Source organism: Macrococcus bovicus, assembly GCF_030376725.1.
In the GTDB taxonomy this organism is placed as follows: domain Bacteria; phylum Bacillota; class Bacilli; order Staphylococcales; family Staphylococcaceae; genus Macrococcus; species Macrococcus bovicus.
In genome coordinates this window covers 1,365,212-1,378,749 of record NZ_CP128470.1, presented here as the reverse complement: position 1 = coordinate 1,378,749, position 13,538 = coordinate 1,365,212, and the positions used below count along the sequence as shown (strand labels likewise).

Below are 13,538 nucleotides of genomic sequence, written 5' to 3'. Positions count from 1 at the left end.
CCTTTTTATGGATGCTTAATCCATCTGTAAGGAAAAAGCGAATTAAGTTATAATGAAGATAACCAAGAAATCGGAGGCGTGAAAAGATGGAACTCATTGAATCAGTACAGAACACAAGAATCAAGAACATCGCCAAACTGCATACCCGTAAAGACCGCAAAAAAGCGCAGCAGTTCTTAGTGGAAGGCTATCACCTTGTAGAAGAAGCCGTGAAAAGCGGGATAGAAGTCGTGACGATTCTGAGCGTCAACCCGGGAGATATCTCACAGGAAATGATCGCCGGCAGCAAAGAACAGTTCCAGATCACATTCAAGATCGCAGAGAAACTCTCACAGACAGAATCACCGCAGGGCATCTATGCCGTCTGCAACATGCCTGAGCAGCAGATAGGCACCTTCAAGCAGCTGATCTATCTGGACCGCATACAGGACCCGGGGAACGTCGGGACCATTATCCGTACAGCAGACGCCGCAGGATATGACGGTGTCGTCATCTCCAAAGGGACGGTCGACATCTATAACGACAAAGTGCTGCGCTCAAGTCAAGGCAGTGTCTTCCATATACCTGTCATTGAAGCGGACTTCCATGATATCAGAAAAGATTTCAGCGGCAAGATTTACGGGACGTCACTGAAAAACGGTCAGAACTACAAAGAAGTCGAACTGGCTAAGGAATTTATTCTGGTGCTGGGGAACGAGGGACAGGGTGTAGATGAACTTATCTTGAAAGAAACAGATGAGAACTTGTTCGTGCCGATCTACGGACAGGCAGAAAGCTTGAATGTCGCAGTCTGTGCCGGCATTCTGATGTATCACTTGAAGTAACCTTAAAGTTTCCTTAAAAATACAGAAAATGTTATTTTAATCCACCTCAATCGTTTATACTGTAAATAAACGATTGAGGTGGATTTTTATGAATTTCAGAGAAAGATGGGATGCATACAGTCGTAATTTTACAAATACAACAGCCCCTATTCAATACGAAGAATTTGTCAAGCTCGAACAGTTCGGCAGAGTACTGTCATTACCGTTCTTATTGCTGATTTTCATAGGTCTGCTGGCATTTGATATACAGGGTCCTGCGATGATTGCAGTGTTTGCCAGTTATTATCTGGTGAGTTTTGTCCTGACTTATGCTGTTCATGTCAGGATGTTTCATGCGAGAGGGCGATCACCCCTGTTCTTTAATGTCCTGCACGGCCTTGGATTTATAGGCCTTTTCATTTACCTGGTATTCTGTCTAGTCACACATCAAGAAGTTCGTTTAGATATTGTCTTGATCTTGCTCTTGATACCTTCTTTAACGACGATGGGAAACTACTTTTTAAAATAGAGAAGAGGATATAAATGGAGAACAAAATAACATGGCATGAAGCTTACAGGGATTATTTTAGCAATTTCTTCAATCCACATGCTCCTATATCTGAAGAAATGTATAGTCAGCATCGCTGGGTCACATTGCCGATTTCAATGATAGTGATCGCTGTATTCATCTTGGTTGGTCAGCAACTGGATTTATTTACGACCATAGATTTTGATATGCCGCTAAAGAAGTTTCATGAACTTAAAGTGCATGAGTCGTTCGTGATGGGCATCTATCTAACTATTCTGATATTTTTCATGCAACTACCTTCTTTGCCGAGTGAAATCAGAATGTTCTATGCCAGAAAAAAGAAGCCTACAAGCTATCTCATGGTGCTGATCGGCTCACTGGTGGCCTCTTTGTTATTTGTCTATATCATGTATAAAATGGAACAGATGAATACAGCTTTCTTAGTATTAATCTTTTTTTCATTTATCCAGTTTTTCAGTAATGACCGTGCACTTAGAAAAGAGAAGACTGAACGGCTGAGGAAGGAGTATTGATATGGCGAGAGAATTGACCTGGAAAGAAATCATTCATGACTACATAACGAACTTCTTCAGACCGAAGGCACCGATCAGTGCTGCGATGTATCAGTCCCATAAGACATTATTAGGGATACCTTGCGCATTGATTATGATTGCGTGGCTGATTTTCAATCTGACCCATGACATTTATACAGACAGTTTTGATCAGTTACCGCTTGATAAGCAGAGACATTTAGAAGCGCTGGACTCATTTAGAAGTAATCTGTTCTTTCTGTCACTGATCGGTCCTTTTCTGGTGCTGACATTGTCATCTGAACTGAGAATGTTTGCTCAACGGCGTAAAAGCGCATGGCCGTACCTGACTGTGCTGCTTATCTGGCTATTCGGTAGCTTGCTTTACTTTTACGTCAATTATTCAAGAGACCTCCAGAGTCAATCCATATTGTCATTTGTAGGCATGTGGGGACTGATTTTTATGAGTAATGCTCAATATGTCCAGCAGCGGCTGAAGCGGAGTAAGTCGAAGCGCACTCAATAATTCTGAGAAATATTCATGACATAGATAGATATAATATATGCTTTACAAAATCAATCAATGACAGACAGAAGTTCATTGATGGCTTTAAACCATCGGATATAAAAAACTGTAGGGGGTATCAGTTATTTGCGCAGTTATCAAGAAATGATCGATACAATTCTCCAAGTAGCGAATGAAGATAATCGGATTGAAGGCGTGTTGCTTAATGGGTCAAGAGCTAATCCGAATAGTCAGAGCGACCGCTTTCAGGATTATGATGTCGTTTATATTACTGACCATGTCAATGAGATCGTTCAAGATGACGACTGGATCAATCAGTTTGGTGAGGTATTAATCAAGCAGCTTCCAGACTATAATCCTTACGTAAAGGATTATAGTGTATTCGGCTACCTTGTACACTTTAAAGATTTAAATAGAATAGATTTGAGATTGATGAAGCCTGATTTATTGAGTACTCAGATTAATGATGCTTATTCCATCGTCTTATTAGATAAAAACAACCGATACAGCCATCTTAATTTCAATCAGGAATCAGAATTATATTCTACGAAGTTGTGCAGTGAATTTGAGTTCCAGCAAATTACAAACGAAATATACTGGGTGAGTACTTATGTCATAAAAGGGATAGCACGCGAAGATTTAATATATGCTGAGTTCATGCTGTCTAATCCGGTCAAGAAAGCATTTATCGAGCTGATTAAACAATGGATATTGACTGATAACAATAGGGAAGAATTGAACTTTGGTAAGGTTAATCAGGCAATACTGAATGACCTAAAGGATAAAGAAGCATTCATTCAGCTATACTGTAATCAAAATCTTGAAGCGATTGAAGATAATGTTAGATATATCATTGAACAGACACATAGGCTCGCCGGCCAAATTGCGAAAAAACAAGGCTTCAAGTATAGAGATGAAGAGTATAAAGCAGTTAAATATTATTTAGAACAAATTCTATAAGGTGGAGGTCCTTATGATAAACAAGACGAGTGCAAGAAATAGCTGATGAAATTAAGCAGCTGTCTGGGGTCAGAAAGTCAAACATTTGAAAGTAATGACACCTCGTACTAAAATTAAGGATGGAAAATGAAGTAAAGCCAGGACTATAAAGGAGATGACGATATGAGTATCATAACTGAAGAAGAAAAGGTTCAGATATTATCAGATATTATCGCTATCAGAAGTGTGAATGACAATGAACGTGCAGTGTGTGAATATCTTCAGGAATTGTTGGGTCAACATGATATAGCCTCCACTATTGAAGATATCAATGCAAGCAGAGCGAATTTAATCGCAGAAATAGGTGAAGGGCGACCTGTGCTGGCTTTTTCCGGTCATATGGACGTCGTTTCAGAAGGTAACAGTGATAACTGGAAGTATGACCCTTTTGAGATGACAGAAGATGAGGGCAAGCTGTATGGTCGTGGCACTGCTGATATGAAGTCAGGGTTAGTGGCGCTGGTCATTGCGATGATTGAACTGAAGAAAGAGAATCTTCTGAAGCATGGGACTATCCGGTTGCTTGCGACAGCTGGCGAAGAAATGGAACAGAAAGGATCAGAGCAGCTTTATCACAATGGTTATATGGATGATGTGGACGCGCTGATCATCGCTGAACCGTCAGAATCAATGATAGCGTATGCACACAAAGGATCGATGAATTTCCAGGTGAGCTCCAAAGGGAAATCAAGTCATAGCTCTGCTCCGTTTATGGGTCAAAACGCCATCAAACCTTTAATAGAATTTATCGGGGAAGTTGAAGATAGATTCAATCAAGCTGTAAGCCATAAAGAATTCAAAGAACTGGATTTTTCTCCTCTTTCGCAGGCAGCTAAAAAGAAATTTAATAAAGAGATCAGCAGTGATGCCTTAGGTGCAGCGATACTGACCAACACCATCATTCAAGGCGGGAACCAGGTTAATTCTATACCTGAATATGCTGTAGCTGACTTTAACGCGAGAACAGTGCCTGAATTCGACAATGATGAACTGCTGAAGTTGTTCAAAGATGTGATTGAAGATAAAAAAGGAGAAGGGAATCTGAATCTAAAGGTAACCCTCAATCTGCCACCTGTCCTCACAGCAAAAGACAACAGGTTAGTCACACTTGCCAAAACATACGGTGAACAACATCTGGACAATGCCATCCTCGTCTCTCCGACGATGGGCGTGACAGATGCTTCCAATCTGATGAAAGGGAAGGATGTCGATTTCCCGCTGGTCATCTTTGGACCGGGGAACCCGGCAATGGCTCATCAAACAGATGAATATGTTGAAAAAGAGACCTATATCAAGTTTATCGAGATCTATAAAGAAATCGCAACAGACTATTTAGGTGAAGAAACTAATTAATTCCGCTTTCTAACATCGGCTATAAGAGAAGTACTTGCTTTATGAAGTACTTCTTTTTTTATTAGTAAAACTTCAATTAATATCAGATATCCGTAGCGATTACAAGAAAGCCATATGATCGTTCTTCTAATCGGAAATTGGATATAATATTCCGCTTGAAGATGTGATGACGTTATTTGAATAATGGAAAAGAGGGGGTGGCAATATGTCAGCTATTATGAATGAAATCATTATCAATCCAGAAGGTATGACTCCATTTTTTCAAGTTTATTCTGAAAAGAGAGTGAGGTTTTCATGGGACAAGCTAGATAAAAATGTAGTAACGGATTTAGTTCACACTATATTTAGAGATACGCAAATCACGATGACCGTCCTGATAGGCTGTTCTTATGAACTGAGTTTTGTTAAAGAGAAAACGGGGATTGGAAAATTTTTTACCATCACTAACTGGAAAGAAAAATTTATTGATTCAGAAGACCGTGAATTTCAATTTGTCATGGCTCAGATTGAAAGAATCAAGATGGATGAAATCATCAACTATTGCGTGAAGATAAAAAATGGCCATCCACAAGCATACATCACATTTAACGATGAGACCTCGTTGCTTTACGTGAGTACGGATGTGATGGATATTGTCAGTCAGGATAAGAGCTTGATTACAGATCTCAAAAAGAAATATCATGGTATAGTCGATGTATATTGGGAAGCATGAGCTGATAGAAATTGATATCTATAAGGGGGATTAAGGTGACTAAGCACAACTTTTATGACGGGGATGGATTGTTTGAAGAGTTCAGTAAAATCAGAAGTAATGAAGTGAATTTCAATGATATGGTTGAGACGCCTATTCTACTTAAGATGCTGCCGGACTTAGCGGGAAAATCAGTGATTGATATCGGGTGCGGCATGGGACAGCATGCGAAACAATATGCTGAATCGGGCGCAAAATCAGTGCTCGGTATTGATATCTCCGACAAGATGCTGAGCGTCGCTAAAGAGAAGTATTGTTCAGATAATATTGAATATAAGAGGCTGGCGATGGAAGATATCAGTGAGATTAATGATACATTTGATATTGTGACGAGTTCACTGGCCTTTGATTACGTGAAAGACTTTGATAAACTCATGGCTGATATTTACCAGATCATGCATGAAGGCTCTGAATTTATCTTCAGTACATCACATCCGATTGTCACCGCCTATGACCAGACATATCCGCGCTGGACGCGAAATGAGAGTGGCGACAAAATTTATGCTAATCTCTATCAGTATTTCGTTGAAGGAGGGAAGCAGTTTCCTTGGGGCGGTGATGATATCATCACCTATCACCGTACAGTAGCGAGTATGATCAACTCAATCATCAAGGCAGGGTTTACGCTCATTGAATGTCAGGAATCTCTGGCGGATGCAGAACTGCGCGAAAGATATCCTGAAGTATTTGCGGGTACGATTCATCGACCAGATTTTATTTTCTTTAAGTGTGTTAAATAATAGGTAAGCCAAATTATGAAGAAAGTTTTTATTTTTAACTCTGATCATATTTAATATGATGTGTATTGCTGGTATTACTATACGTTTATTTAGTGAAAAGATGCAGAAGAAAAGTAGCGGATTAAAGAATGATAATCCGAAAAGTTAATGCTACAACTTGGACCTTTCAATGTATTGCCTTATCATGAATTTATCGAGTAAAGTCAGCATATCAAGCCGAACCCCTCACTAGTGGAAGTAGTGAGGGGTTTTTGGCCTCTCATTGAATGTTCGTCAATGGAAGTCAGGACGACATACAAATGATACTATGTGCGCATTTGAAGCTATCATTTTACAATCCATTTTTACTATCTTTATCTTCATCCTGACTTGATTGTCCTCCTTTTATCTCCTATAATGAATAGGAAATGAATAACTAACCGATAAAAAGACGGGATTGATAGTTTTTGTCCAGAGAGTGGTCGACTGTGGTGTGACGATCATCTTAAGCTATGTTTCTTTTCATCTTTTTGGTTGCTTAATAAGAAGTTAAGCCGGATATGCCCGTTATGCATGAATGAAGTGTATGCTTAGGCATAAATTTGGGTGGTACCGCGGAAGTCTTTCGTCCCTTTGTAGGATGCGAGGCTATTTTTTTATTTATTTTTAAGGAGGATTATGATGGAACTTAAAGAAAAGTTAAGTGCATTGCAGCAGGAAGCACTGGCGAAAGTAAATGACGCGAGTGATGCGCAGGGGCTGCAGCAGGTGAAGGTGGAGTATCTCGGCAAGAAAGGGATCATCACCGGCTTGATGAAAGAGATGAAGTCTCTGCCAAACGAGGAGAAGCCGATGTTCGGTCAGCTTGTCAATGAGGCACGCCAGGCGGTTGAAGCGGCGATGACGGAGAAGGATGCTGAGCTTAAAGAGAAGGCGATCAATGACAAGCTCGCGAATGAGACGATTGATATTTCTCTGCCGGGCCGTCAGTTCAATGTCGGCAGTGCGCATCCTTTGACGAAGATTGTCGAGGAGCTTGAGGATTTATTTATCGGTCTCGGCTACGAGGTCGTTGAGGGCTATGAAGTGGAGACGGATTACTATAACTTTGAAGCGTTAAACTTACCAAAATCGCATCCGGCGCGTGATATGCAGGATAGTTTCTATATCACTGAGGAGCTCCTGATGCGTACGCATACGTCTCCTGTACAGGCACGAACGCTTGAAAGCCGCAAAGGTCAGGGTCCTGTTAAAATTATTTGCCCAGGTAAAGTTTATCGCCGTGATAGTGATGACGCGACGCATAGCCATCAGTTTACGCAGATTGAGGGGCTGGTTGTTGATGAGAACATCAAGATGAGCGACCTGAAAGGAACACTGGAGCTGTTCGCGAAGAAGATGTTCGGGGCTGAGCGCGAGATTCGTCTCCGTCCAAGTTTCTTCCCGTTTACAGAACCATCTGTTGAAGTCGATATCTCATGCTTCAAGTGTGGCGGCGCCGGCTGTAATGTCTGCAAAGGTACAGGCTGGATTGAGATTCTCGGTGCCGGCATGGTGCATCCGAATGTGCTTGAGATGGCAGGATTTGATTCAGAGAAGTACTCAGGCTTTGCGTTCGGGATGGGGCCGGACCGAATCGCGATGCTGAAATATGGAATCGAAGACATCCGTCACTTCTATACGGATGACCTCAGATTCCTTGAACAGTTCAAAGCAGTAGAAGATGGAGGTAGTGAACATGTTAGTCAGTAAAGAATGGCTGAATGAATTTGTCCGCGTCAATGTGCCGGTTGAGGAACTGGCTGAGAAGATCACGAGAAGCGGGATTGAAGTAGAAGAGATCACCGATTATACGAAAGACATCAAGAACCTGGTTGTCGGACATGTGCTGACGAAAGAAAAACATCCAGATGCTGATAAACTGAACGTGACGACTGTGGACGTCGGTGACGAGACACTGCAGATTGTCTGCGGTGCACCGAATGTCGAAGCGGGACAGTATGTCATCGTCTGTAAGCCGGGCGGCCGTCTGCCGGGCGGTATTAAGATCAAGCGCGCAAAATTACGCGGTGTCGAGTCAAATGGGATGATCTGTTCACTCGGCGAACTCGGTATTCCGAAGAATCTGGTGCCTGAACAGTATGAGTCAGGGATCTTCCATTTTCCTGAGGAAGTGACACCGGGAACAGATGCGCTTGAAGCGTTATTTTTAGCGGACGGTGTCATGGAGTTCGGTCTGACCCCTAACCGTGCAGATGCGATGAGCATGCTCGGTTCAGCTTATGAAGTCAGTGCATTGTACGAAGAGGAGATTGAGTTCCCTGAAGCAGAATTAGAGGAAGCCGGGAACGCAGCAGATACGCTTGCGATTAAAATTGATGATGCTGAGGCATCGCCTTATTATGCGGCGCGTGTCGTTCAGAATGTGGTCATCAAGCCTTCACCGACCTGGATGCAGATGCGTCTGATTAAAGCGGGTGTTCGTCCGATCAATAATGTCGTCGATGTCTCGAACTATGTCATGATGGAACTCGGTCAGCCGCTGCACATGTTTGATGCTGATCAGATCGGCTCACAGAAAATCATTGTCCGTTATGCTCGTGACGGCGAAACAATGACGACACTTGATGATAAGGAACGCGTACTGACATCAGAAGACATCGTGATTACGAACGGCACTGCCCCGATTGCGCTGGCCGGTGTTATGGGCGGTGATTTTTCTGAAGTGACTGCCAATACGACAAATGTTGTGATTGAGTCTGCACTCTTCAATCCGGTCAATGTCCGTAAGACGTCACGTCAGACGGGACTTCGTTCTGAAGCATCCAGCCGTTTTGAAAAAGGCGTGGCACCAGAACGCGTCAATATGGCACTTGACCGTGCAGCGTTCCTGCTGCAGGAACATGCTGCTGGGAATGTGCTCGCAGGTATTGTTTCAGCAGGGGAACTGCCGGAACTTGAAACAACGGTGCAGATCACGACAGATGAAGTCAATAACTTGATCGGTTTTGATCTCTCGAATACAGAAATCAAGAATATCTTTGAACGTCTCGGCTTTGATTCACAGGTGGACGGGGATGCCTTCAATGTTCATGTACCGTCCAGACGCGGCGATATCACCATCAAGGAGGACCTGATTGAGGAAATCGCACGTATCTATGGCTATGATGAACTACCGTCGACTCTCCCGATCACGAATACGAACAAGCGTGTCGGTCTGACGGCTTATCAGACCAAACGCCGTGCAGTGAAATCGCTGCTTGAAGGACTGGGACTGAACCAGGCGATTACTTATGCGCTTGTTTCAGAAGAGAAAGCTCAGCAGTTCACGGCTAAAGAGCATGAGACAGTCAAATTAATGATGCCGATGAGTGCAGATCACGCCGTTCTGCGTCAAAGTCTGCTGCCTCATCTGATCGATGCCGTTCAGTATAATAATGCCCGTCAGATGAAGGATGTCGCGTTATACGAAATCGGCAACGTCTTCCATGGCCGCGGTGCAGAACAGCCCGTAGAAGTGGAGCAGCTGGCGGGTATTATCACCGGTCAGTTCAGTGCGACAGAATGGCAGGGTAAAGTGGAGCCGGTTGATTTCTTCGTGGTCAAAGGCATCGTTGAAGCATTGGGTGAGAAACTCAGCGTCCAGTTCTCATACGTACGTGCTGAACTGAGTGACCTGCATCCGGGAAGAAGTGCACAAGTACTTTTGAACGGGGAAGTTGTAGGGGTTATTGGTCAGCTCCATCCACTTGTGGAACGTGCGCATGACCTGAAGGACACTTACGTCTTTGAACTGAACTTGCAGCGCATCCTGGAAGAAACGAGCGCTGTGAAATATCATCTGATTCCGAAGTTCCCGGGTATCTCCCGTGATATCGCGCTTGAGGTTGACCGTCAGCGTGCGACAGGTGAACTGATTGACATCATCATGCAAGCGGATAATAAATATCTGCAACGTGCGACAGTTTTTGATGTCTACGAAGGTGAGCATATCGCAGATGATAAGAAATCTGTTGCCATCCGGATGGAATTCCTGAATCCGGATGAGACGTTGAAAGATGAAGATATCCAGCCGATTGTCGATCAAGTCCTTGATAACTTGACGCAGGCAGGCGCGAAATTGCGCGGTTAATCAAGATCTTTGAAATTGAGAGACATGAATCAGCAGCGTTAATCAAACTTGATCGCCAGTAATATTTGTGGTAACTAGAAGGCCGAACATCAACAAAGGTGTTCGGCCTTCTTCAATATATTTGTTATAATGACACAAAAAGGGGGATGAAGATGAAACGTATTTTAGCGGTGCTGGTCAGTCTGTCTGTCCTGACAACAGGGCACGAGGCAGATGCGGCGAGCTGTAAAATCAATGTCAGCTATAATCAGCAGCTTTACAGGATCGACGGGCTGCCTATCGCCAACAAGCAATATGGTATGGCAAGAAGCTATAATCCTGGAGCGAGTAAGGCGATGGTAGAAGCTTATAAGAAGATGAAGGCAGCTGCGCTCAAGAAAGGAATCGTGCTGGACGTTGTCGGGGCGCCGGGTGCCTATGGCTTTAGAAGTTATGAGACGCAGAAACAGCTGTACAATCAATACATGAATCTTTACGGCTTTAGCTATGCCTCAAAGATCTCAGCGAGGCCCGGTACAAGTGAACATCAGCTTGGTCTGGCAATGGATATTCGGGATGGTACGAATTACGGGACACTGAACACCGCTTTTGAATATACAGCAGCCTCGAAATTTATCCGGGAGAATGGTCAGCGTTATGGTTTCATCGTCCGATATTTAAAAGGCAAAGAAGCCATTACTGGTTTTATGTATGAACCTTGGCATATCCGCTATGTCGGTGTGACGCATGCGACGCGCATCAAGAAGGATAACGTCACGCTGGAAGAATATCTCGGTATCGCCGGCCGCAAGAAATTAGGAGCCGGTCAGTATCAATCGAATGGGACCCTATGCAAATATAAAAGGTAAGGACCAGGAAGTCCTTACCTTTATTTGATATAGCGCTTTAAATGCTGGGCAGTATAGCTGTCTTTGACGCCCAGCAGGCCGGCTGCCGGACCACTGTAGAGCAGTCTGCCGCCATCCTGTCCTGCGCCTGGTCCCATATCGATGATCCAGTCGGCAGCGGTCATCATCGTCAGGTTATGTTCAATCAGGATGACGGTATTGCCGTCATCTACGAGCCTGTTGAAGAGATCGATGAGGACATGGATATCTTCCTCGTGGAGTCCTGTCGTCGGCTCATCGAAGATAAAGATATGGTCTCTGACCTGCTCGATCAGATACTTGCTGAGCTTGACGCGCTGAACTTCCCCGCCTGACAATGTATCAAGTGACTGACCGAGCGTCATATAGCCGAGACCTGTCGCCTGCAGGGACTGGAGTGTTTCTGTTATTTTGTCATGATGGCTGAAATAGGTGACACCTTCATCTACCGTGAGTCTGAGGACATCCGCGATGGAGTAGCCATCAACTGTGGCAGCGAGTACTTCCTCTTTATAGCGGGTACCGTGACAGACCTCACACACCTGTGAGAAGTCCGGCATGTAGGCAAGTTCCGTCTTTAGAACCCCTTTGCCGTTACAGTTTGGACAGGCACCATCTGAGTTATAGCTGAACAGGCTCTTTTTCAGGCCGGTTTCTTTGCTGAAGAAGGCTCTGACTTCATCGAAAATATCTGTATAGGTCAGCAGATTTGAGCGGTTAGAGGCATGTACAGGTTTCTGGTCGATCATGATTGTCTGGTCCATATGTCTGAAGCCGGTCTTGATTAATGTGCTTTTGCCGGAGCCTGCGACGCCAGTGACTGCCGTGATCATCTGCTTAGGAATGTCCACTGAGATATCGTGCAGATTATTCCGGCTGATCGGTCCCAGATGGATGAAGTCCTGCGGTTCGCGCGCGCGTCTGAGCTGATGCTGTTCTCTTAGCGCCCGGCCTGTCGCCGTATCGGATTCAAGCAGTTCAGGATAGCTGCCCTCAAACGTGATGGTGCCGCCATCCCGGCCGGCACCCGGTCCAATATCAATGATATGGTCAGCTATTTTGATGATATCCGGGTCGTGTTCGACGACAAGCACGGTATTCCCTTTATCGCGTATAGACTGGATGATGCGGTTGATGTTCTTGATATCCTCCGGATGAAGGCCGACACTTGGTTCGTCAATGATATAGACCAGGTCTGTCAGCGGACTGTTGAGATGACGAATCAGCTTGATGCGCTGTGATTCACCGCCTGACAGTGTCGGTGTCTCACGTGCTAACGTCAAGTAGCCGAGACCGATATCAACAATTGACTGGAGCTGTGCACACAAGGGTTTGATGATATAGCTGGCAGTGGGATGATCTATTGAATCAAGAAACTGAATATTTTCACGGATGGTCATGCTAGTGAAGTCCGCGATATCGAGCCCCTTGATCTTACAGCTGAGAATCTTGCTGTTCAGCCGTTTGCCATGACAGTCAGGACAGGTCTTTTCCGTGACAACACGGTTGACCTCACTCAGCCAGCGATTTTTCTCGAAGCCGTCATTGATGAGGAAATTGCGGCGGAAGCGATGGATGACCCCTTCAAATTTCGCGGTCTTCGGCCATTTGTCCGGTGCGTCTTTCAGCTTCATGGGTTCTGTATAGAGAAGTGTCTCCATTTCGTCTTTCGTGTAGTCCTTCAGTTTCTTGTCATTATCAAAAAGGCCGGAGAGGGTATAGCGTTTGCCGCGCCAGTGGTCCGGTCCGAATGTCGGAAACTGAATGGCATGTTCATTCAGTGACTTGTCATAGTCCAGTAGTTCATCGACATCAATATCCTCCACATAGCCGAGGCCATGACATGTCTCACACATGCCGGCAGGATTATTGAATGAGAATTCATTAGAATAGGCGACAAAGGGTTCGCCGACACGTGACCAGAGCAGACGGACAGCAGAGTAAATATCTGATATGGTGCCGACTGTTGAACGCGAGTTACCACCGAGCCGTTTCTGACTGATGACCATGGAGACAGGGAGATGATAGATCGCATCGACATCCGGCTTCTCATACTGCGTGAGCTGGTTCTGAATATAGGTTGAATACGTTTCGTTCAGCAGGCGTTCGGATTCAGCAGCAATCGTACTGAAGACCAGAGAGGACTTGCCTGAACCGGAACGGCCTGTAAAGACCGTCAGCTTGTGCTTAGGGATCTCCACACTGATATTCTGAAGGTTATTCTGTTTTGCGCCTTTAATGATGATGTTAGCCATAGGAAAAATCCTTTCAAGTGATTATCTTTTTCTTTTCCCTATTTCCTTTGAGATATACCATAATAAATAAGCAAT

General features: G+C 44.3%; 12 protein-coding genes. 11 read left to right on the top strand and 1 reads right to left on the bottom strand.

All coding sequences use genetic code 11. The features are described 5' to 3' along the window. Positions 1–86 precede the first annotated feature (86 nt). The 11 genes from QSV55_RS07555 to QSV55_RS07505 all read left to right on the top strand — a co-directional run bounded on the left by QSV55_RS07555 (position 87) and on the right by QSV55_RS07505 (position 11,190). Complete coding sequence (locus QSV55_RS07555) at positions 87–824, top strand: TrmH family RNA methyltransferase (RefSeq protein WP_289649728.1); 738 nt, start codon at positions 87–89, stop codon at positions 822–824. Positions 825–912: 88 nt separating this feature from the next. Beyond that, the gene (locus QSV55_RS07550; RefSeq protein WP_289649727.1) at positions 913–1,332 is read left to right on the top strand and encodes a hypothetical protein; all 420 of its coding nucleotides are present in this window, start codon (positions 913–915) and stop codon (positions 1,330–1,332) included. 14 nt (positions 1,333–1,346) lie between these two features. After that, positions 1,347–1,865 (top strand): hypothetical protein, encoded by a 519-nt coding sequence (locus tag QSV55_RS07545; protein WP_289649726.1) that lies wholly within the window; start codon positions 1,347–1,349, stop codon positions 1,863–1,865. 1 nt (position 1,866) lies between these two features. After that, positions 1,867–2,388 (top strand): hypothetical protein, encoded by a 522-nt coding sequence (locus QSV55_RS07540; protein WP_289649725.1) that lies wholly within the window; start codon positions 1,867–1,869, stop codon positions 2,386–2,388. A 126-nt stretch (positions 2,389–2,514) separates the two neighbouring features. Further along, positions 2,515–3,348 carry an aminoglycoside 6-adenylyltransferase gene (locus tag QSV55_RS07535; protein ID WP_289649724.1) on the top strand — a complete coding sequence of 278 codons (834 nt, stop codon included), beginning with the start codon at positions 2,515–2,517 and terminating at the stop codon, positions 3,346–3,348. Between the two features lie 162 nt (positions 3,349–3,510). Continuing rightward, on the top strand, positions 3,511–4,740 hold the full coding sequence (locus QSV55_RS07530; RefSeq protein WP_289649723.1) for an ArgE/DapE family deacylase: 1,230 nt from the start codon (positions 3,511–3,513) through the stop codon (positions 4,738–4,740). A 205-nt stretch (positions 4,741–4,945) separates the two neighbouring features. Continuing rightward, on the top strand, positions 4,946–5,452 hold the full coding sequence (locus tag QSV55_RS07525; protein WP_289649722.1) for a hypothetical protein: 507 nt from the start codon (positions 4,946–4,948) through the stop codon (positions 5,450–5,452). A gap of 35 nt (positions 5,453–5,487) precedes the next feature. After that, on the top strand, positions 5,488–6,231 hold the full coding sequence (locus QSV55_RS07520; protein WP_289649721.1) for a class I SAM-dependent methyltransferase: 744 nt from the start codon (positions 5,488–5,490) through the stop codon (positions 6,229–6,231). A 660-nt stretch (positions 6,232–6,891) separates the two neighbouring features. After that, on the top strand, positions 6,892–7,962 hold the full coding sequence (gene pheS / locus QSV55_RS07515; RefSeq protein ID WP_289649720.1) for a phenylalanine--tRNA ligase subunit alpha: 1,071 nt from the start codon (positions 6,892–6,894) through the stop codon (positions 7,960–7,962). Beyond that, positions 7,949–10,342 carry a phenylalanine--tRNA ligase subunit beta gene (gene pheT / locus QSV55_RS07510; protein ID WP_289649719.1) on the top strand — a complete coding sequence of 798 codons (2,394 nt, stop codon included), beginning with the start codon at positions 7,949–7,951 and terminating at the stop codon, positions 10,340–10,342. Before pheS ends, pheT begins: the two co-directional genes overlap by 14 nt. A 152-nt stretch (positions 10,343–10,494) precedes the next feature. Next, positions 10,495–11,190 (top strand): M15 family metallopeptidase, encoded by a 696-nt coding sequence (locus QSV55_RS07505; protein WP_289649718.1) that lies wholly within the window; start codon positions 10,495–10,497, stop codon positions 11,188–11,190. Positions 11,191–11,210: 20 nt separating this feature from the next. Here QSV55_RS07505 and QSV55_RS07500 read toward each other — a convergent pair whose 3' ends face one another. Then, a complete protein-coding gene (locus tag QSV55_RS07500) occupies positions 11,211–13,463 on the bottom strand; it encodes an excinuclease ABC subunit UvrA (RefSeq protein WP_289649717.1) in 2,253 nt (750 codons plus the stop codon). Positions 13,464–13,538 lie beyond the last annotated feature (75 nt).

Coding starts and splice junctions, on each gene's coding strand:
- QSV55_RS07550 (WP_289649727.1), top strand. CDS start 913: ATGAATTTCAGAGAAAGATGGGATGCATACAGTCGTAATTTTACAAAT.
- QSV55_RS07500 (WP_289649717.1), bottom strand. CDS start 13,463: ATGGCTAACATCATCATTAAAGGCGCAAAACAGAATAACCTTCAGAAT.
- QSV55_RS07545 (WP_289649726.1), top strand. CDS start 1,347: ATGGAGAACAAAATAACATGGCATGAAGCTTACAGGGATTATTTTAGC.
- pheS (WP_289649720.1), top strand. CDS start 6,892: ATGGAACTTAAAGAAAAGTTAAGTGCATTGCAGCAGGAAGCACTGGCG.
- QSV55_RS07505 (WP_289649718.1), top strand. CDS start 10,495: ATGAAACGTATTTTAGCGGTGCTGGTCAGTCTGTCTGTCCTGACAACA.
- QSV55_RS07530 (WP_289649723.1), top strand. CDS start 3,511: ATGAGTATCATAACTGAAGAAGAAAAGGTTCAGATATTATCAGATATT.
- QSV55_RS07555 (WP_289649728.1), top strand. CDS start 87: ATGGAACTCATTGAATCAGTACAGAACACAAGAATCAAGAACATCGCC.
- QSV55_RS07525 (WP_289649722.1), top strand. CDS start 4,946: ATGTCAGCTATTATGAATGAAATCATTATCAATCCAGAAGGTATGACT.
- pheT (WP_289649719.1), top strand. CDS start 7,949: ATGTTAGTCAGTAAAGAATGGCTGAATGAATTTGTCCGCGTCAATGTG.
- QSV55_RS07540 (WP_289649725.1), top strand. CDS start 1,867: ATGGCGAGAGAATTGACCTGGAAAGAAATCATTCATGACTACATAACG.